Below are 20,856 nucleotides of genomic sequence, written 5' to 3'. Positions count from 1 at the left end.
CGCCCCTAAGGTCTTTCTGAATCCATATATTCATTTCCATTAAAAATAATTATAACATCTATGACATTAGATATTACAATTCTTCAAGCTTCACCCTAATTTCCTTCCCTAAATTCATATTTTTTATTTTTACTTCATTTTTCATTACCTCTTCTTCTCCAATTAATACTACATTTTCTACTCCCAGCTTATTAGCATAGTTCATTTTTTTCTTTAAGGAATCATCTTCAAGATATATAGCAGCTCCAATGCCCTTTTCCTGCAGCTTTTTCATTACAGCGCCGCAATATTCCAGTGTATCATCTATTGGTATTATTAAATATTCCAGCTTTTTCTTTATATTATAATTATCAAGAAATCCTATTTCCTTTAAAACAAAAAATAACCTTGTTATTCCTATGGAAATTCCAACTCCAGGTAATATATTATCTGTATAGTTTTCAGCTAGGTTATCATACCTTCCCCCTGAACAAACAGAGCCATAGCCCTCATTGCCTATTAATAGTGTCTCAAAAACAGTTCCAGTATAATAATCCAAACCTCTTATAATCTTTAAATTGATTGTAAATTCTTTATCCTGTACACCTAAAATTTCCAATACCTGTTTTACTTTTTCAAGCTCCTTAACACCTTCCATAAAATAATTATTTTTAACATTGAGCTTTAATAATGCTTCTAATATTTCTTCATTCTTTCCTTTAATATCTAATACATTGCTTAAATATTCGCTTTTATCCTTACCAATTAATTCTGTAAGTTCCTCATCAAAACTTAATTTTCCGATTTTATCATATTTATCAATTAATATCATTACATCTTTGGAATTATCTATTTCTAACTCATTTAATATGCCCTTTAGTATTTTTCTATTACTTATTTGAAATTTATAGTTTTCTAGCCCTATAGATTTAAATGCCTTTGATGCTAAACTTATAACCCAGGCATCATTATTTATACTTAGTTTATTCCTACCTATTACATCTACATCACACTGATAAAACTCTCTATATCTTCCCTTTTGATTTCTCTCTCCCCTATAAACCTTTCCCAGCTGATATCTTCTAAAGGGAAAGGTTAACTCATTGTAATATTGAGCTGCGTATCTGGCAAAGGGTACTGTTAAATCAAATCTCAATGCCAGCTCATTTTTTCCTTTTTTAAAGCTGTAAACCTGCTTTTCTGTTTCTCCTCCTGTTTTGGCAAGTAAAACCTCAGCCTTTTCTATTATTGGCGTATCTATAGCCAGACATCCATTTTTCTCATAGACCTGAAGTATTTTATTTACTATGTCATTAAACTTTTCCTGCTCTCCTGGTAATAGCTCCATAAAACCTGGTAATATACTTGGCTTAATTATATTATTGTTCATATATATCTCTCCCTCTATAATCTTTGATTTTCTTTAATTTACTCACTTATTATTAGATTTTTATAATTAGCAGAATAAAGCTCCTTTACAATAGTATTTCAAATGCCCAATTTTATCCGATGACTAGCCGCTATAATACTCTACGATAACAGCGGCACGTCCCTGGATAATTCATGTAAACTTATTGGGATTACAAGCTCCCAATAAGCAAAATTCATTGATTTTTGTATGCCAAAAAACCATGCAGGCATATATCCCACATGGTTTAACAAATTATGAATTACACTTAATTCATTATCACCCAGAGACACAAGTCTACGGAAACAGACTTGTATCCACCTTTAAGCAGACCAAGTCTCTAGTGATGATGATGTATTGAATTAATTTTATTTATATTAAGTGCTTTCATAATTACCTCCAAAACTTTATTGTAAATATTATATATTGAAATCATATAATATTCAACTAAGATTCACTAAAAAACTACAATTCGTAATATACAACTTTCACAATAAATGTGCATAGATTTTTGTATAAATATTAGCTTTAATAATATTGCAAAAGCGCATTATTTATTTGCTATTCCATTTCTCCAAATCACCTCAGTGAAAATTAATTTGTATTTACTATATATGCAATCACAGGAAAATCACACACACCTGGGGTGCATAATTTTCCAGCTAGGCCGTTCTATGAGCTGTTTCCCCGTTAGCCTCTTCATCTACAGCAATATCTGCCTGGTCAGCTGAACTATAATTTTTCAATTTTTCATATACTCCTTTGTAAACCCATACAACATTAAAAAATAGAAGTGCACTTGTTATAAAAAATACATATTTTATTCCTAAACGAGAGGCAATTTGCCCACCAACTACAGACCCGGTGAAGGTTCCCATATAATAGGCAGATATATTAAATCCAAATATTCTTCCTGTAAGTCTCTCTGGAGTTATTTTCTTTAAGAGAGTATTAATAGATGGTGATAAACCTGCTGTTGCAATTCCTAGTCCAAAACGCAAGGCCATAAGCTGCCATGGATTTTTTACAAATGCCTGTGGTATAAATATTATTCCAGCCAAAATAAGAGCTCCCAGTACTACCTTTTGAGGTCCTATCCTATCAGAAAGCTTTCCGAGTCTTGGCGCAGCTATAATACTTGCAAGGCCTGAGGCTGAAAATGCCATGCCTGAAATAAGAGCAATATGATTTAAATTTCTGGACAACTGGCCTATATAAACGGTTATTATAGGTTCTATAGAATAGTATGCAAATTGTAAAATAAAAGAACTCACAAATAAGGTTAATATAATTTTAGAATTTGGCAGTTGTCTCCAAACTTCTTTTGTACTCTCCACTTTTTTCTTTTCAGATGGAACAAAGTTTTCCTTTACAAAGAATAGGGTTGTGAAAAATGCAACGAGCATTAATCCACCAGTAAGAAAAAAAGTAAATTTTAGTCCTAAAAACTCATCCAGATATCCTCCCAGCAGTGGTCCAAGCAATGAACCGGATACAAAAGCCGTAGATAACACTCCTAGAGCCCAACCTGCATGTTTTTTTTCTGTTTGAGTTGCTATTAATGTAGTACAGGCAGTACTGTAACCTGTTATAACTCCCTGCAGTATTCTAAGACCAATGAGTTCATACACATTCTGTGCAAGTCCCATACTCCCTACTACAATAGCCATACCTAAACTGGCACGTAAAAGCATAGGCTTTCGTCCAAACTTATCCGCTGCATAGCCCCAAATAGGCGAAAAAATTGCAGACACAACAAAGGTAATCCCAAAGGCAATTCCAGCTATTTGCTCGATTTGAGAGGTATTGTGAATCCCTAACTGCTTTATATAAAGAGGCATTATAGGAGCAATCTGACTCATACCTATAAGGGTCACAAAGGTTCCAAACCAGCATACTATTAAATTTCTTTTCCAAATTTTCAATGGATAAACCTTCTTTCGCATTTCTTATATATAATACTGATGTTTTCTTTTTCCAGAAGTGAATGATGTTTCCCTTGTAAATAGTATAACATATTTGTAGTTTCTGTTATGAGAATTTCTGCTGTAAAAATCTGTTAAAACAATAAAAAGTATACTCAAAACTGAGTATACTTTTTATTATTTTAAATTCCCCATGCAATCCATAAAACTTATTCATTTTAGAGTAAATTAGTATAATGGTTAACTATTTTTATCAGCTTCCTTAATCAACCTGCCAAGTACATCTGGATAATTAGTTATAATGCCATCTATATCTAATTCTATAAGTCTTTTCATATCTTCTTCTTCATTTACGGTATAAGTATTTATAGCTATTTTGCTATTTTTAATATTTTTCACTATATCTTCCTTCATGACAGAGGGAAAATATGGATGAACAGCATCAGCTCCAAGTTTTTTGGCATACTCTTCTACCTTATAAAGATTAGCAGCATATAGAAGTCCTGTCTTTATGCTATTGTCTAGCTCTTTAACTTTTACCATGGAATAATGATTGAAGGAGGATAGAATAAGATTATCCTTTAATTTATATTCATATATCTTTTCTATAATCCTCTTCTCCAAATTGTCATATTCAATTATTCCATTTTTAAGTTCAATATTTATTAGTAGATTTTTATCCTTAACGTAATCCAAAAATTCGTCTATATTTGGTATGGTAGAGTTTTCAAATTCCCCTCCAAAATTTACACCAGCATGTAAGTTTTTTATTTCATGGTAGGTAAGATCTTTAATAAAGCCCTGTCCATTTGTAGTTCTATCTACTTTTTCATCATGACATACTACAATTTCTCCGTCTCTTGTAATATGCACATCTGTTTCAATTCCATCACTACCAGCTTCTACTGCTTTTTGAAAAGCTATCATGGTATTTTCAGGATATCTTCCACTAAACCCTCTATGAGCTATATTTAAACTTTTAACCACAGTTATATCCCCTACCTCACTAATTACTGTAAAAATAATATTAACCAATTCTTTTACCATGCATTTATATTAAATATAAGCACCAAGTTAAATACATATACAATTAATTATATTTTCCCTTGCGTAATATATGATTAATTTCGGCACATTCAAGTAAATAATCAAAGATTTGCTCCAGTATAAAGTATCATCATACAACATTTTCTCTCTACTTCTTATTATCTTCGTTGTATTTCTTTATAGATGCATTTATACTATCAGCTGCACTCTTTACAGTATCCTCAGGACTCTTATTGCTTTGAAGCATTTGTTCTATATTTGATTCTATAGTTTGTCTTGCTTCTGGGAATACTGACATTAAAGCTCCCTTAGCTGTTTTTGGTGATGCATGAAGCTGGTCTATAGCAGTTTGGAACTGTGGTTTTTGAGCCAAATTATCCTTCATTACCTGCTCATCATAAGCTTTCTTTGTAACTGGGAAATAACCTGTTTGGGAAGCCCAATATGCTTGTTCTGTAGGTGATACCATATATTTCATAAATTCCCAAGTTGCTTTTTGCTTGTCTTTATCCTTACTGTCAAGTGCCCATAGAGAAGCTCCACCTATAGAAACTCCGCCGTCTTTTACACCATCAAAGGATGGAAGTGGTGCTGTTCCAAGCTGAAATTTATTTCCAATAGCCGTTAAATCTGCTGATAAATCTGCTGTAGATTCAATGTACATTGCTGTTTTACCTGCTAAAAATGCATTTTCTGTAGCGTCTTCATCTCTTCCGAAATTAGCCGCATTACCTGAATCAACAAGTTTTTTCCATTCATTCAACACTTTAAGTCCTGCACCATTTTTATCAAATTCTACAGCTGTAGGTGCGCTTGTTCTACCATTATCATTATTTGCATAATTTTGTCCCTGTTTAACTACAAACTGTTCAAAGAACCAACCATAGATAGCCATGGCATATCCATACTGAGTAACCTTTCCTGATCCATCTTTCTTAGTCAATTTTGCTGCAGCCTGCTCTAATTCTGAAAATGTCTTTGGAGGACTATTAGGATCTAAACCTGCTGCTTTGAATGCATCCTTATTGTAGTAAAGTATAGGTGTAGATGTATTAAAAGGCATGGAATAAAGCTTATTATTAACAGTATAATATCCTGCTATATTTGGCTCTATACCTGATATATCATATTTTTCGTCATCTATAAAATTCTGCACTGGTAAAGCCCAGCCGCTGTCTATCATAAATCTTGTACCTATATCATATACCTGCATTACATCCGGTCCATTTTTTACTTTCTCTGCACTTTTCAACTTGTTTATTGCATCATCATATTTACCCTGGAATTGAGCATTAACCTTTATATTCTTGTGAGTACTGTTAAAATCATCTACCATTTTAGTAATTGCCTGACCATTTTTACCTGACATTGAATGCCAAAATGTAATTTCCACTGGCTTATCACTTGCTTGTGCACTGTTTGAACTGCTGCAGCCTGTAAATATACTTCCTACTAAGAATGAAGCCAACAGTATACTTATGAGTTTCTTTTTCATTGTATTTCTCCCCTTAAAATTATTATATTTTGTATATGATACTAATCGCTGGAATATAAGCATGTACATAGTTTTAAAGATTTTCTTTAAAACTACTTATAAAGGCGATAGGTTTCCAATAAATAATTAATTATAAATTCCTAACCTTTTACTGCACCAGAAGTCATCCCCTCTATAAGCTGCTTTTGACCAATTATAAATATTATAATTGAAGGTAAAATAACCATTACTATACCTGCCATTATGAGACCATAAGACTGATTCTCAGAAAATTGAAGCATACTTATACCAATTTGTACGGTTCTTGAATCATCTTTACTTGTTACAAGCAGCGGCCACAAATAGTAATTCCAGCTGGATAAGAAGGTATAAACCCCTAAAGATCCTACTATAGGCTTTGACATTGGAAATACTATGCTGATAAAAAATCTAAAATTACTGCAGCCATCTATTTTAGCTGCTTCATATATTTCTTTAGGAAGAGTCAAGTAGTATTGTCTCACCATGAATATTCCCATGGCAGAACTTAAGAATGGAATAGCTAATCCCCTGTAAGTATCAAGCCAACCAAAATTACCTATTGTGAGATAATTTGATATCATTGCTGATTCATCCGGTATCATCATAGTAGCCAGAATGATAACAAAAATTATCTTTTTCCCCTTAAATTCGAAGAAAGAGAAAGCAAAGGCTGCTAAACAGGAAGTTATAATCTGTCCTATAGTTATTATTGAAGATACAACAAAACTGTTTACTATAAATCTCAATATAGGAGCTGTCTTAAGTACATCTATGTAATTTTGAAAATACAATTTTGTAGGTATTAATTTAGGTGGATAAGTAAATATCTGATCATGGGGCATAAGACTAATATCCAGTGCATATAAAATTGGTAATATACTCAATAATCCAAAGATTATATTTATGCCATAGAGTGATATCTTTCTTATATTTTTCTCCATTTTTCTAATGCATCTCCCTTCTTAATTTTTATTGGTAAAATACCTTTTTCTGCTCATACTTGAATTGAACAAGAGTTACAACAAGAATTATTGCAAATAAAATTATGGATTCAGCACTAGCTGTGGCAAATTTATTATTAAAAAATGCATCTCTGTAAATTGAATATACAAGTACATTGGTTGCCCCTGCTGGGCCACCCTGAGTCATTATGTTTATTTCTCCAAAAGCTTGAAAAGAACTTACAACATTTATTACCAATACAAAGAAAAGTGTAGGTGAAAGACAAGGCAATATGACATTTTTTAAACGCTGAAGATAATTAGCCCCATCTATAGAAGCACTTTCACTCAATTCTCTTGGAATATTTTGAAGTCCTGCAATTATAAATATAAAATTCATACAGCTGTGAAGCCATATATCAACTACAGCTACTGCAATAAACCCCCAAAAGGAACTACTTAGCCATCCTATACTTCTTCCCAGTACAAAATTTACAAAACCAATACCAGGATTAAACAAAAGTAACCATATGATAGCTGCTGATGAAGATGATACCGCCATGGGCATAGCATAAAAAGTACTGAATACTCCTTTTAGCTTCAATTTATTATTAGCTGCAAGAGCCAATATAAGTCCGATTATTATAGATGGTATGGTAGTTACAATAACAAATTTAAAAGTAACTAAAATGCTATTTATAAAACCAGCTGATTTAAACAGATCTGAATAATTTGACAATCCTGCAAAGGAACTTATGTCTCCCTGAGCATTTGTATTATGTAAACTCATATATATGGTTTTAAAGAAAGGAAAGTAAGTAAACGCTATAAATATTATCAAACAGGGTACTATGTACATATAGGGTTCTAAAAAACTTAAGCTTTTCTTTTTTTCTACAATTTTACTTCTAGTAAAGTACTCTTGTTTAGATGTTTCTTCTATCTGCTCTGCTGCTTTTTCCATATCTCCTACCTCCACAAAAAATAATTGTCCAATCACAATAGTAAATTATAGACTTAAATAATTAACTTTAGTTTATGTGCTTGTTAAAAAACTTTTACCTGTAATAACTAAATTTTACATAGATAGATTACTGATTGTTACATTAGCCTATTAATTCTATCTCTTTTTTGTATTTTCAGCATAGCCGAAATTACTGCCATCTTTATGGAAAAAATGCACCTTTGACCAGTCAATACTGCAATATAAGCTATCCAGCTTATCAGCACTATAGCTGCTGCCTACAGTTGCTATCATTTCATTTTCATCCAAATAAAAATATATACATTTTCTGCTGCCATGATTTTCTACATATCTAATTTTGATAGGGAAAGAGTTCTTATTGTTTATATTTCCTATAGTAATGTGCTCCGGTCTTACTCCAAAAATAATATTATTTTCATTGCTGGACTTTATTATATCAAGCCATACCTCTGGTATTTCAATGTTATTGCTTCCAAGCATTAATCTATTTCCAATGACTATAGCATTAATTAAATTCATAGAGGGTGAGCCTATAAACTTTGCAACGAAAGTATTTATAGGTCTGTTATAAACATTCTCGGGAGTATCCATCTGCTGAAGCTTTCCCTTATCCATCACTGCAATTCTATTCCCTATAGTCATAGCCTCAACCTGATCATGAGTTACATATACAAAGGTTGGCTTATATAATTCATGCATTTTTACCAATTCACCTCTGGCAGAGGCTCTAAGCTGTTCATCCAAATTTGACAGAGGCTCATCTAAAAGAAAATAGGGTGCTCTCTTAACTAAGGCTCTTGCCAGTGCCACTCTTTGCCTCTGTCCCCCAGACAGCTCCTTAGGATACCTCTTTTCAATACCAAATAAATTCAATATTCTAATTGCTTCAAAGGCTCTCCTTTTTATTTTATCCTTTGGTACCTTATTCATTGTAAGTCCAAAGGTTATGTTATCAAAAATAGTCAAATGGGGATAAAGTGCATAATTCTGAAATACCATAGCAATATTTCTATCTCCAGGCTCTATGGCATTAGCTAATTTATCTCCTAAATATAATTCTCCTGAGGATATACTCTCAAGGCCTGCTATCATTCTAAGTATTGTACTTTTTCCGCATCCAGAAGGTCCAAAAATTACAATTCTCTCCCCCTGCTTTATTTCCAAATTTAAATCTTTTATTGCACTTGTACCATCATAATCTTTACATACATTTTTGAATCCTATACCATCCATTTTTGTCAAAGCTCCTTTCCTGTTAACCTACAGGCGGTAATATACAGTATAAACTCTCACTAAGTAAGATTCATTGGTCATATTTACCTTAAAGTTTAATTATGTAAATAAAGAAAAAGTATTAAATCTGTTTCCCAGGAAATTTACCCTTTAATTCCAGAATTCATAAAAGTATTTATTATGAATCTCTGGCAAATTATATATAGCACCATTGGAAGCAGAACTGTTAAACAAGCTACAGCCATGGCAACACCCCAGTCATTTCCACCTCCAGGACTTATAAAAGACTGCAGTGCCAGTGGAAGTGTAAACTTATCCTTATTTTTTAATATAAGCATTGGCCAGAAATATTCATTCCAGGAATTTATGAAAAATATTATTCCCATGGACATTATTGAATTTCTTATAAGAGGTAATATTACCTTTGACAATATCTTTATCTCCGACACCTTCTCCAGTCTAGCTACCTCAATAAAAGACTTTGGCACAGTTCTCATACTCTGTCTCATTAAAAATATACCAAGAGCATCTGCCAATTGTGGCAAAACCACAGCAATATTGCTATTTAAAAGCCCTGTATGGGACATTATTATGTAATTTGGTATCATGGTAACAGTAAGGGGTACAAACATAGTTAACAGTAAAATAGAATAGAGAATATTTTTCCCATTAAAATTTTTATACGCAAATACATAGGCTGCAAGAATGGATGTAACTGTTTTTGCTATAGTCATCACTGCTGCTATAATAAAGGTATTGCCTATATAATTCAAGATAGGCAGATTATCTGCTATATACTTGTAATTTTTTAGAGTAGGACTAGTAGGTATTATATTAAGTGTGTCCGTAAATACCTGATTTAAAGGCTTAAAGGAAGTAGCTATCATAAAAAGTAATGGAAATATTTCAAAAATAACTATTATCCATAAAAGTACATGCCATTTTATTTCTTTTTTATTAATTTTCATAATATACTCCTCTCTTCAGCACCTTGAATTTTAAAAGCATCAGTCAAGTCTATCTTCTCCTTATAAAGCATTCTCTATTGCATCAAATTATTTAAACTATGATAATAGATTATAGTTGCAAATAATTAACTTTGGTTTATAAACTTGTTAAAAAACATTTACCTATAATAACTATTTTTTACAAAACAAAAACACCATTAAATTTCTTTGTGAATCCTCCCAGCCTTTTCTCTTATAAAAAATTCTGATATAATTTATCCTAAATCCTAATATATAGATTTTTACGTAGATATATAATTCAATAAACTATAGATATTACTTAGACATGCTTAAAATAATTAATGATTATATTAAAACAATTACATAATCCAGTGAAAAGACAGAAAATCTCTAAAATCAATTGATTCTAGAGATTTAATATTTTAGCTAATGACTCTACCTTTTTATTACCAATCCGTAACCTCTCTCCAATCCTTGCGTGGTCTTTCATGAGGAGCCTGATTTCTATATCCTATGGCCACTGCAGCTGCAAGTTCTTCTTTTCTATCTAGCCAATTGCATATTTCTTTGCCACAATAAAATATATCACAAATCCAAAGTGTAGCTAATCCAATATCCTCTGCTGCCAAAATCATATTTTCAATAGCAGCACCTATTGATTGAGTATCTACAAGCAATTTATGATGGTTATAATCTTTTTCCGTATTGGAAAGGGCATTAAACACTAAAACTACAGTTGATGCTTCTTTAATTGAATTAGCGCTGAGTTCAAGACTTCCAAAATCTTTATTTTTTTCCCTATAATCCTTAGCAGCGTTAATCATGATTTCTACTAATTTGTCCTTTTTATCTCCCTGCAGCACAACAAATCTCCAAGGCTGGCGATTTCTTGCGGAAGGTGCTTTAGTAGCTAATTCCAATAATTTTTCTATAGTTTCCACTGGAATTAAATTACCTTTAAATTTTCTTATACTTCTTCTCTGCTCTATTGCTCTTATAGTATCCATAATTCATACCCTCCTTGAATTTTATTTTTAAATTTATATAATTACATTTTCTTTATCAATGAATCTTACTCAGTTGGAGTTTGTATTCCAACTGAGTTTAGATGAATTACCCAGGGACGTGCCGGTGTTTCTCTACCTTTTGAAGGTGGGGTGTTACAGCGGCTAGTCATCGGATAAGCCAGCTTAAAATAAAATATCTACTTAATATAACAGAATATTTTACTACAATATGTATTTTTATTTTATCATATTTTAGTCAATCACTACCACTTATTAGTTAATAAATTATATGGATTATTTTCTAATTGTTAAATTTTTATTTATATTGTATGTAATCTCATAAACAGATTTCTAAGTATCAGTATTTATGATACTTAAAAATCATTGTCCTTTAGGATAAATTTAATTATTACTTTTTATGAATATAGTATATGTTTAACTCTCACTATATTTAGTTAATAATAAAAATCCCTTTATTTACACAACAAAAAACCAGGATATAATATCCCGGCAAATTCATAGGATTAATGTTTTAATGAAATAGTAACTAACCTAATTATACAACTTTTACCTATAATTGTATATAATTTTTCTAAAACTTTGTTAACAATTATACTATTGTACAATAAAATTAATTACTAAAAAGCTCTGATCATCACCTGACCAGAGCGGAACGTTAAATTTACTTAAGTTTATAAACATTTATTCTTCTGTGTATCTACTTTTACATTAACTCAAGCCCTTATATACTATATGCATAAAATATTAAAATTGATTATACCTTGTAATCTTATTAAAAATAGCTTTTCCAGTTTTCATCTAAAACTTTCATCTGCCTAATTCAAACACAGCATCTTATGTATCTGTGGAATTATCCTTACATTTATATTTATTTCTCTGCAGCAATCAAAAGCAAGTTTTAACTTTTGAGAGCTTATAAGCATTTTATCTCCATCCATCATAGGCTGAATATAAACATTCACCTTATGCTTATAAGGCTCAACTACATCTAGATAATTATTCAACTCTTCTAAACTAAAGTTATCATCTAAAACTATTTTTACATAAGTTGCTATATTGTTTTCTATGCACTCATTTAGAAATTCACTGTGCTGTGGTATGAAATTTTCTCTATTTCTTAAATAGCTTGCCAGTTTTAAATCCATAGAAACAATATCTACATATTTTGCTATGCTGTGAAGCTCTTCATGTAAAATTCCATTAGTTTCTAGGAATACTTTAGTGCTGCAGACTTTCTTAAATTCAGGTAAGAACTCTTTCAAAAAATCTATATTAATTAAGGGCTCTCCACCTGTTAAGCTAATAGAATGAACCCTTTCTTCAGCATCAAGCTCCTTTATAATCTTTATAAGTCCAGCTGAATCTAGTGGATTTCTCAATGTTTTATAATCCTTTGAGTCCCAATTTTTATATACAGTTACTTCTTCGCATCTATCTATATCTGTGTCGCAATAATTGCATTTTATATTGCAACCTATAAATCTCACAAATATCTGCTCATAGCCTACGTACTCTGCTTCTCCCTGTATAGACTTAAATATTTCCTTTATATATGTCCTTTGCGGCATAGATTATTCCTCCTTATTTGTCTTATGGCTGACTGCTGTAATTGTGCAGCTACAGCAAACAGCATAACATCTCTAGATAACCACTTCTAAACTTCAGAAGTGAAAACACTCCTACTTCTTATAAATCTAAGAATTCTACTTATCTTTAGTGACAATAACCCAAGAGTCTGGATTTTCAAATACTTTTATAAAGCTAAGTTCTAATCCATCCTCAAGCTTATTTTCAATCTTTTCATATATAACTCTTCCTATATTTTCTGCTGTAGGCGGAAGTTCTTTAAACTCTTCCAGCTCATTTAAAAATTTATGATCAAATTCATCACATATATTTTTTAATTCCTTCTTCAGAATAGTAAAGTCAAATAGCATTCCATTCTGTAATTTATTTCCCTTTACCCCTGCTTCTACGAACCAGGTATGTCCATGGATATTTCTACACTTTCCCTGGTATTCTGGTATAAAATGTGCCGCATCAAATTTAACTTTTTTAACTACTTCATAACTAAACATTTTGTTCTCCTTTATATATTTCATATTTAAGATTTTCGCCTTGCCATAACGCTTATCTCAATTATTTATCAATACATTTTTAATTCTTTTACATTATAATATAATAGTTCCTCAGTTACCTTTCCATCACCTTTGGATTTAGCAGTTTCCATAGGTGGCATAACAAGACGATTACTTAAAGTTAATTTTTTTGTTACAAGCGGTGTTAATAAATGTGGCATTTTTTGTCTCCTCATAATAAAAAATCTTAAAATAAATAGTAAATATGATAGTATATTTTACTTATTATTTTTTCAGATGACTAATCCTAATATCTTTCCAGACAATAATTATGTAAAAATTCAAATACATTATTTGCTTCTCTTGTATTGTAGAACTCTACCATAAGAGTATTAAACTGCAATTTATCCTTTGCCTTTATATTAAAAATTCCCTGACCATTTGCAATTAAAACTACATTGGAAACAAGCCTTGAAGTTCTCTTATTGCCATCATAATAAAATTGATTTAAAGCTCCCCAAAGAAATATTTCAAAAGCTAATTCAGTTTTACTTTTGCATCTCTTTATTAATTCAGATAGTTCACTGGTAAAAATATTGTCTAATTCTTCTGCTTTTGGAGGCATAAACTCAGTACCTGCTATTCTTACTTGACCAGTTCTAAAGGTACCACTTATAGGCGCCTCATCTTTAGCAACTATATCATTAAATCTATTGAACATATTTATATCAATAGTTATTGATTTTTGTTTTAATATATCAAATAAGTAATCCCATCCATTTCTAATTCTATAAACTTGTTGTTCATCACTTACCTTATGCCCACCAATAGTGATTCCATCAAGTAAAGTTTGTACCTCTGGATAGGTAAATGGATTTCCCTCCAAGCTTGCCATATTGAATACAACATCTGGCAACAATTTCTTTATTAATATTATTAACTTTTTAGTTTCTAGCTTAGGTTCTATATCTTCATAAGATTTACTCCTATTAAATAGCATTATTTTCACTCACTCTCTAAACAGACTTCTACACTTATAATGATATACAATTTAGAATAAAAAATCTATATTAATAATCTATTTTTGTTACTGAATTCTACTTACCACTCAACTCTACTATATTGGCATCAGCTATATAATCTTCTATGATTTTCCTTCCAAAATTAATCCAGCTCTCACAGTTATCAAGTATTACAGAGTCACTTGTAACTACTCTTTCCTTTGTATATAAAAAAGAATCCACATGCTGTATAAGTTCTACTTTCATACTCAAATTCCATTTTTCTGCATGCTCTAATATAAATTTTTTAAGTCTGCCAGAGTTAGAAACACCGGCATCAAGAAAAAATTTAGCCTTAGAAATATGAGTATTACTTAATTCTTTTCCTATGAGATTTAGTGCAAAATCTGTTTTATCAATTATGCTGTAAGTTCCTCTAAGTCCAGCTAAATCTCTAATGGTACCATCATTACATAATACAAGTATCCCCCCTGACAATGCTACCTCTAATGTAATAATAAGATTAAATCCATCTATGTATATGCAATTATCCCTACAGGAAGCTGATGTAACACATTTCTCTTTTCTACTATTACGTTTTTCTCTTGATGAAGTTGAACGAACAAGGGCATTTCTCTGTCTTAATGAAAACTGATAATGATTGCCTATCATATTCATCACTGATTTGTTATTATATCCTCTATTTAATAACCATTCTAATTCTTCCTGAGCCCTTTGAAGTTTCAGAATAGCTTCTGTTGAAAACCATCTGCTGTCCTGTGGATCAGTGCCTCTCTTTACAGATCTTAATTCCATGTTATTTTCACTTCCCAATTAAAAATTATTTATTATTGATAATATTAATGTAACCATTTTGTTGTAAATATATATTTAAGTAACAAGCCCATTAAATAAAACAGCTGGAGTTTATTCCCCCAGCTGTTTTACTGACTTCAATCTTGCTATATCATAACAATTTTCCTTAGTTATTTTTCTAATTTCTTTTAATTCTTCCAATTCAATATTTATGTCCTTAATTTTACTGATAATTTCAATATAACTGTTAGAATTTTCAGGCTCAAGTTTTTGAATAAATTTATTAGTATCTTCCTGTCTTTTTTTTAGATCTTTCATGTCATCTTTTAAAAAATGCAAGTCTTCTTCAAAATCTTTTATATATTCCTTTAAATCTTTTATATCATTTTTTAATGTTTTAAATTGGATCTTTAAAGTACTTATATCCTCTTCAGCATTTACATAACCCTTTGAATCCTTTATACCATTTTTTAAATTCTTTATTTCATCTTTTAGAATACTTATATTGTCCTTTATATCTTTTACATCACTTTTTAAGACATTCATACCACCGTTTACTTCTTCAATTCTAGAGCGTATTGATTGGGATATACAGAGAACTTCTTTGCCCATTATTTTCACCACCTTTCATCAGCAACACTTAAACTTCCTTGATCCGTGAAATTAATTAACATATTATATTTAATAATATACATTGATTAGCTTAAATATGACATTAGTGCAAAAAAATTATCATGTATATAGTGCATGATAATTTTTTACCGTAACTAAACATAATCTTAATGTAAAATTAACATAATTTATATATAGTTAATTTGGAAATGAATTGCATAAAAACTTATGACAAGCCTATTATGTCATCTTGGAATGTAACTTTAAATTTATCAACTAATCAATACAATCTCCGATAGCACCGTTTCATGCCTTAATGGCGCTCATAAAGTAAGCTATCACCTCAAAATCATAACTATACACTGGCAATTCATATTAAATCAGCTATAAAACTATTATATAAGGGGGATAATTATGAAAATTGACTTTCACTCACATGTTAAATTGGCTAAAAACTCTGATTTTTCAATGGATAATTTTAGAGATATTATTAAAGAGGCTAGGGAGCAAGGACTTACAGCTCTTACTATAACAGAACACTTTAATACATCTAATTTTTTAATGATATATGATACTTTGGATGAGTATTATGAATATAAATCTGATTATTATGATGTAGAAGGATTGAAAATCTTTACAGGTATGGAGGTAAATATACCAGGTGATTACCATATTTTACTTATCGGTAATGTAGTTAATATTAGAAGAATACGTGAGGGCTTAAATGGTTATGAGGAAAAGGATGCTTTTATTTCACTTGATAAACTATTTGAATTATGCGATTCTTCTGATATACTGATTATATTAGCTCATCCTTTCAGACATGATCCTTTATGCAATATCAAGCCTGAATTACTTGAGAAGTTTAATGCTTTCGATTTGAATGGAAAGGATTTATTTGAATATGGCATTGAAGAAATGACAGATAAAGTGATGGAGCTAGGTAAAAAATGTGATATTCCTGTAATTACAGGCAGTGATTCTCATCAGTATCTCCAGCTAGGCAGCCTTATGACCATATTTGATAAAGAATGTGAAACCATTTCAGAAATAAAAAATGAAATAAAAGCTGGAAGATATGAAATATTTATTTCACCTTGCTTAAACATTAAAGTAAAGGCTGCTAGAATAATTAAAGGGTTTTTAAAACCACAGCTTGAGGCCCAAAGCACAAATAATTAGAAATTGATAAAGGATAAATTTCATGGAAAATTTAAACCTAGATTTTAGAGATAAGAAACTTTCAAAAAATAACGAAAAAATTGCTAACTATATTGTAAATAAAATGGATTTAGTTCCCTTTATGGTTGAAAAGGATTTAGCTGAGGCATGCAACGTAAGTATTTCAACCATCTCTCGCTTTTGGGAAATTATCAATTTTAAGAATTTCAGGGAGTTTAAGAAGTTTTTGAAGCAGGAAACTTCTTTTTCCCCTGCTGATAAAATAAAAACTGCTTTTGACAAAATTACTGACAATGAAGTAATTTCAGATATTATGCTCTCAAGTTCAAATTATATTAAACAGACAGTTGACAGATTAGATAATAATAATTTTCAAAATATGGTAACAGCCATAAATCAATGCAGCACATTACACATTTATGCCTCATCATCTTCAGCATGCTTATCTTCTCTGCTGGAGTTCAGGTTAAAGCGTTTTGACATTGATGTGAAAGTACTTACAAAAAGTGGCCATGAACTATTTGAAGATTTAATACATATAAAAAAGAATGACATAATCATCATTTTTGGTTTTACTCAAGAATCTCCAGAGATAAAGGTTTTATTTGATTTTGCTAAAAATATTGGCTGCAAAACTGTTTTAATTACAGATTTAATGGTAAGTTCCATGATTGATAATGCAACATTTTACTTTTATACAGCCCGTGGTGAGCTGTGGGAATTTCATTCTATGCTTGCCCCTCTGGCATTAGTAGAAAGCATAATTGTATCTGTAGGTAAAGCACGAGAGAAAAAATCCCTTGATAAATTAAAAAGATTACAAGAATTGAGAGATACCTATGAAAAATTATTACCTAAGAAAGTATAATTTAACCTAATGTGCTATCCATCTCCAATCCTCTATAGGTGGGAGATGGATAGCACATTAATATAAATGGTTCGATACCATTTATATTAATCAGATTTGTATAATAATTATTATTTTAGGTATAATATAAATGCTAGTTGCTCTTTGTAAACTGAATATATATGGTTGTAGGAAGAATACGAAAATGCGATAACCAAGCTATGCCTTCCCTACGTAAAATATTCAAGGCTCGTATACAGAGCATTATCGTACAGTACCCTCGGTGCAAGGGGATTTCAAGCCTGTGGAGAGTGTAGGTTACGAACTCTAGGAAGCAGGAAGCTCTTACTTCTTTAAGTTAGAGTAGTTCACGCATAAGGAATCACTATCTTAAAAATATTCACTAAAGAAAAAGGCTGTACATAAAAAAGCACCATGAAATTTATATTAAATTGATTTCATGGTGCTTTTATTATTTTTACTCTAATTATAAATGCAGTTTTAGAGATCCTTTGCCAATTTTAACTTTTGGAAAGGTTCTTTATTTTTCTCTATATAATTTCTAATATTCTAAATAGCAACATTATATTTAACCAAAAGTAGTACGATTTCCAATATGCAAAGCAGCTATAAAAAATACTGCTACTATGATTGAAGCATATGCAGCCCAGGCTATCTTATCCTCACTAGTAGTACGGTGAACCTCAAAGGTGCTTCGAGTTTTATAGGCTCCAAAGGCCCTGGAGTCTGCCACCATTGCCATAACATCGGTCCCACGGAGAGAACCTACAATAAGAGGAACTGTGATCAGTGGCAATGCTGTTACAAGGCGCTTTACATACACCACCAGGCCATTAAAATCCCACCAGTGCTGCGGCTTAGTAAAACTATATCCTCTCACCTCCATTGACTGCATAAGAATAGATAGACGTTCAAACATTTCTGGAAGAAAACGTAATCCTATTGAAATAGCAAAACCCATTTTAACAGGCATTTTCATTTTCATACAGGCCCAGACAATTTCTGATTGATCTGTAGTGAATATGAGCAGCAGTGATGCAGATACTGTTACAAGAAAACGTCCGGCTTGCTCAGCACCATACTGTAATCCCAATGTGGATAGACCAGCTGTTCCAACCCAGCTGATAGTCCAAGGGAAAGCATATACAAGCTCATTAGCACGACCTGTAAAAAACAGTCCGGCTGACCATATCTCACCTAAAGCTGGTACAAGTGTCATATTAATCAATATTTTCAAGCGAGCTCCTGAAGGACGTACCAATATCCAGGGTATTAATGTTACCGCAAACAACGCATATACCCAGTTCCAATTTAGAAAAACTGATAATGCACCCATGGTTGCTGGATAGAGGACTTTAATTCTTGGATCCAATCGATGTATGATAGTTTTCTTACCATCGAAAGCAAACATATTTCTAAGTCCCTTTAATCCCACCATTTTAATAAACAAAATTGGCAGCATAAGTGGAATACTATATACTATTACATAGGCAACCATGGTTCTTCCTAATAGATTATGCAAGAAAAAATCAGTCATATCAAGAACACCTCCTATCTTTTGAATTACTTATAGCATTAAGAAACTCAGATACATTTAAGGTAACCTCTGGCGCTGTTTTATCCGTTAATAGCCAATGAAGATAAGCTACTGGAGGTGGTATTACCTGACAATCTTCCAGACAATCAACCTGGGCAAATACTCTTTCAGGTCGATCATTTAATATCAAATGGCCTTCATTGAGCACAACTACACGATCTGTGTATTTTGCCACAGCACGCATATCATGAGTAATCATAAGATATGTCAAATTTTGACTTCTTCGAATATTATCTAAAAATTCCAAAAATATCCTTGCATGTCCTTCATCCTGACCTGTAGTTGGCTCATCCAAAATAAGAGCTTTAGGATTGGAGGAAAGCAAAGCTATTAAAGCCAATCTCTGCCTTTGACCTAGACTGAGCTTATAGGGATTGGTTTTCAAACGATTAGACAAATCAATGAGTTCAGCCAGTTGTAGCTCAGAATAAGTATTGTTACATTTTTTTCTATCGCCATAGATTCGACCAAAGGCAATTTCTTTTTCCACTGTATCAGTAAACAGCATATGGTCAGCAGATTGGAAAAGATACCCTACATGCTCAGCCTGCTTTGATATGTTACCATATTTTACAGGCTTTCCGTAGCAAAAAATTTCTCCTGCTGTAGGAGCGTTAAATCCCATGGCTAAGGCTGCTAAAGATGTCTTGCCTGATCCGTTAGAACCAACTAGAGACACCCATTCATTTTCATATACCTCTAAATTTGCTCCCTTAAGTACAGAATTTTCGTCATAAGTGAGATTTACATCTTTCCATTTAAGCATAGTGTTTCCTCTTTGCATACGCTCTTTTTTTGTAAACAAAGAATCTGTCAGTGCAGCTGAATATTTTGTACCAATCAATGCATCTGCTGCTTCTTCAACAGTAAGTGCAACTTCTCCTGCAAAAGCATCTGGCAAAGCATAACTTATTTGCACTATTTCAGGGACAGAAACACCTAACCTGTTCCATAATTTAATATCTCTAAATGCACGGCGAGTAGATTCATCTACTACAATACGACCATTTTCCATAAGTAAAACTCGATCCACCCATTGTATAACCTCGTCAATCTTATGTTCAATAAGGATGATTGTCATACCAAGTTCTTTATTGAGACGTCGAAGTACCTCTAAAACTTCCTGAGTTCCCTTTGGGTCAAGGGCTGAGGTTGGTTCATCCAAAATAAGTACCTTCTGCTTCATAGCTAAGGCTGCTGCAATTGCCACTCGCTGCTTTTGGCCGCCTGAAAGTGTAGTTATTGGTGCTTTTCTAAATTTGTCTGCACCCGTAAAATGCAATGCTTGATTGATACGCCTGCTAATCTCACTTGGATCAAGATTAAGATTCTCAGGTCCAAAGGCAATTTCCATTTCAACATTATAATTAATTAACTGGTTGTCAGGATTTTGAAAGACCATACCTACCAGCTGCGATGCTTCATGAAGTTCCATCTTAGACAAATTATGTTTTCCAAGATACACTTCCCCTGTGATTTTACCCGGCACCCTAGAAGGAATAAGACTGGACATAACTAGCCCTAAAGTTGACTTTCCACATCCAGAGGGACCTGCTAACAATACAAACTGTCCTGCTGGAATATTTAATTTTATGTTATTTAGAGCACCTTGTTTATCTCCCGGGTAACGAAAAGACAGGTTATTTACATGAATATCCACTATTTTAACCAC

Annotated in this window: 19 protein-coding genes; 2 read left to right on the top strand and 17 right to left on the bottom strand. The window is 31.9% G+C overall.

From position 1 onward, the window contains the following. Window positions 1–73: 73 nt before the first annotated feature. The 15 genes from hisS to CLOPA_RS03245 form a co-directional block, all read right to left on the bottom strand. On the bottom strand, window positions 74–1,369 hold the full coding sequence (gene hisS / locus CLOPA_RS03310; RefSeq protein WP_015614061.1) for a histidine--tRNA ligase: 1,296 nt from the start codon (window positions 1,367–1,369) through the stop codon (window positions 74–76). Window positions 1,370–2,049: 680 nt separating this feature from the next. Continuing rightward, window positions 2,050–3,312, bottom strand: coding sequence for a multidrug efflux MFS transporter (locus CLOPA_RS03305; RefSeq protein ID WP_015614060.1), 1,263 nt, complete (start codon window positions 3,310–3,312; stop codon window positions 2,050–2,052). A 240-nt stretch (window positions 3,313–3,552) separates the two neighbouring features. Beyond that, entirely contained in the window at window positions 3,553–4,359 is an 807-nt protein-coding gene (locus CLOPA_RS03300; RefSeq protein ID WP_015614059.1) for a glycerophosphodiester phosphodiesterase, read from the bottom strand. Window positions 4,360–4,507: 148 nt separating this feature from the next. After that, complete coding sequence (locus tag CLOPA_RS03295; RefSeq protein ID WP_015614058.1) at window positions 4,508–5,854, bottom strand: ABC transporter substrate-binding protein; 1,347 nt, start codon at window positions 5,852–5,854, stop codon at window positions 4,508–4,510. A 140-nt stretch (window positions 5,855–5,994) separates the two neighbouring features. After that, window positions 5,995–6,816 carry a carbohydrate ABC transporter permease gene (locus tag CLOPA_RS03290; protein WP_015614057.1) on the bottom strand — a complete coding sequence of 274 codons (822 nt, stop codon included), beginning with the start codon at window positions 6,814–6,816 and terminating at the stop codon, window positions 5,995–5,997. A 28-nt stretch (window positions 6,817–6,844) separates the two neighbouring features. Continuing rightward, window positions 6,845–7,780, bottom strand: a complete 936-nt coding sequence (locus tag CLOPA_RS03285; RefSeq protein ID WP_015614056.1) for a carbohydrate ABC transporter permease — start codon at window positions 7,778–7,780, stop codon at window positions 6,845–6,847. A gap of 156 nt (window positions 7,781–7,936) precedes the next feature. Further along, on the bottom strand, window positions 7,937–9,034 hold the full coding sequence (locus tag CLOPA_RS03280) for an ABC transporter ATP-binding protein (protein ID WP_015614055.1): 1,098 nt from the start codon (window positions 9,032–9,034) through the stop codon (window positions 7,937–7,939). Window positions 9,035–9,177: 143 nt separating this feature from the next. Then, complete coding sequence (locus CLOPA_RS03275; RefSeq protein ID WP_015614054.1) at window positions 9,178–10,002, bottom strand: carbohydrate ABC transporter permease; 825 nt, start codon at window positions 10,000–10,002, stop codon at window positions 9,178–9,180. Window positions 10,003–10,448: 446 nt separating this feature from the next. Continuing rightward, entirely contained in the window at window positions 10,449–11,009 is a 561-nt protein-coding gene (locus CLOPA_RS03270; protein WP_015614053.1) for a nitroreductase family protein, read from the bottom strand. An 836-nt stretch (window positions 11,010–11,845) separates the two neighbouring features. Continuing rightward, a complete protein-coding gene (locus CLOPA_RS03265) occupies window positions 11,846–12,598 on the bottom strand; it encodes a 7-carboxy-7-deazaguanine synthase QueE (RefSeq protein WP_015614052.1) in 753 nt (250 codons plus the stop codon). Between the two features lie 135 nt (window positions 12,599–12,733). Then, window positions 12,734–13,108, bottom strand: a complete 375-nt coding sequence (gene queD, locus CLOPA_RS03260; protein WP_015614051.1) for a 6-carboxytetrahydropterin synthase QueD — start codon at window positions 13,106–13,108, stop codon at window positions 12,734–12,736. A gap of 68 nt (window positions 13,109–13,176) precedes the next feature. Continuing rightward, a complete protein-coding gene (locus CLOPA_RS24760; RefSeq protein ID WP_015614050.1) occupies window positions 13,177–13,329 on the bottom strand; it encodes an NADH:flavin oxidoreductase in 153 nt (50 codons plus the stop codon). An 86-nt stretch (window positions 13,330–13,415) separates the two neighbouring features. Then, complete coding sequence (locus CLOPA_RS03255; protein WP_015614049.1) at window positions 13,416–14,108, bottom strand: Fic family protein; 693 nt, start codon at window positions 14,106–14,108, stop codon at window positions 13,416–13,418. Window positions 14,109–14,205: 97 nt separating this feature from the next. Next, entirely contained in the window at window positions 14,206–14,925 is a 720-nt protein-coding gene (locus CLOPA_RS03250; RefSeq protein ID WP_015614048.1) for a DUF434 domain-containing protein, read from the bottom strand. A 111-nt stretch (window positions 14,926–15,036) separates the two neighbouring features. Further along, window positions 15,037–15,537, bottom strand: coding sequence for a hypothetical protein (locus CLOPA_RS03245; protein WP_015614047.1), 501 nt, complete (start codon window positions 15,535–15,537; stop codon window positions 15,037–15,039). A gap of 414 nt (window positions 15,538–15,951) precedes the next feature. Here CLOPA_RS03245 and CLOPA_RS03240 point away from each other — a divergent pair, with 414 nt between their 5' ends. Together CLOPA_RS03240 and CLOPA_RS03235 are read left to right on the top strand one after the other, a co-directional pair. Next, the gene (locus CLOPA_RS03240; RefSeq protein WP_015614046.1) at window positions 15,952–16,719 is read left to right on the top strand and encodes a PHP domain-containing protein; all 768 of its coding nucleotides are present in this window, start codon (window positions 15,952–15,954) and stop codon (window positions 16,717–16,719) included. 22 nt (window positions 16,720–16,741) lie between these two features. Continuing rightward, window positions 16,742–17,587: a MurR/RpiR family transcriptional regulator gene (locus CLOPA_RS03235; protein WP_015614045.1), complete on the top strand. Its 846-nt coding sequence runs from the start codon at window positions 16,742–16,744 to the stop codon at window positions 17,585–17,587. A gap of 568 nt (window positions 17,588–18,155) precedes the next feature. Here CLOPA_RS03235 and CLOPA_RS03230 read toward each other — a convergent pair. Continuing rightward, a complete protein-coding gene (locus CLOPA_RS03230) occupies window positions 18,156–19,124 on the bottom strand; it encodes an energy-coupling factor transporter transmembrane component T family protein (RefSeq protein ID WP_015614044.1) in 969 nt (322 codons plus the stop codon). A 1-nt stretch (window position 19,125) separates the two neighbouring features. Continuing rightward, the gene (locus tag CLOPA_RS03225) at window positions 19,126–20,844 is read right to left on the bottom strand and encodes an ABC transporter ATP-binding protein (RefSeq protein ID WP_015614043.1); all 1,719 of its coding nucleotides are present in this window, start codon (window positions 20,842–20,844) and stop codon (window positions 19,126–19,128) included. Window positions 20,845–20,856: the final 12 nt, after the last annotated feature.

Origin of the sequence: Clostridium pasteurianum BC1, from assembly GCF_000389635.1 — a bacterium.
GTDB lineage: Bacteria > Bacillota > Clostridia > Clostridiales > Clostridiaceae > Clostridium_I > Clostridium_I pasteurianum_A.
This window is presented reverse-complemented; position numbering and strand designations above follow the sequence as displayed.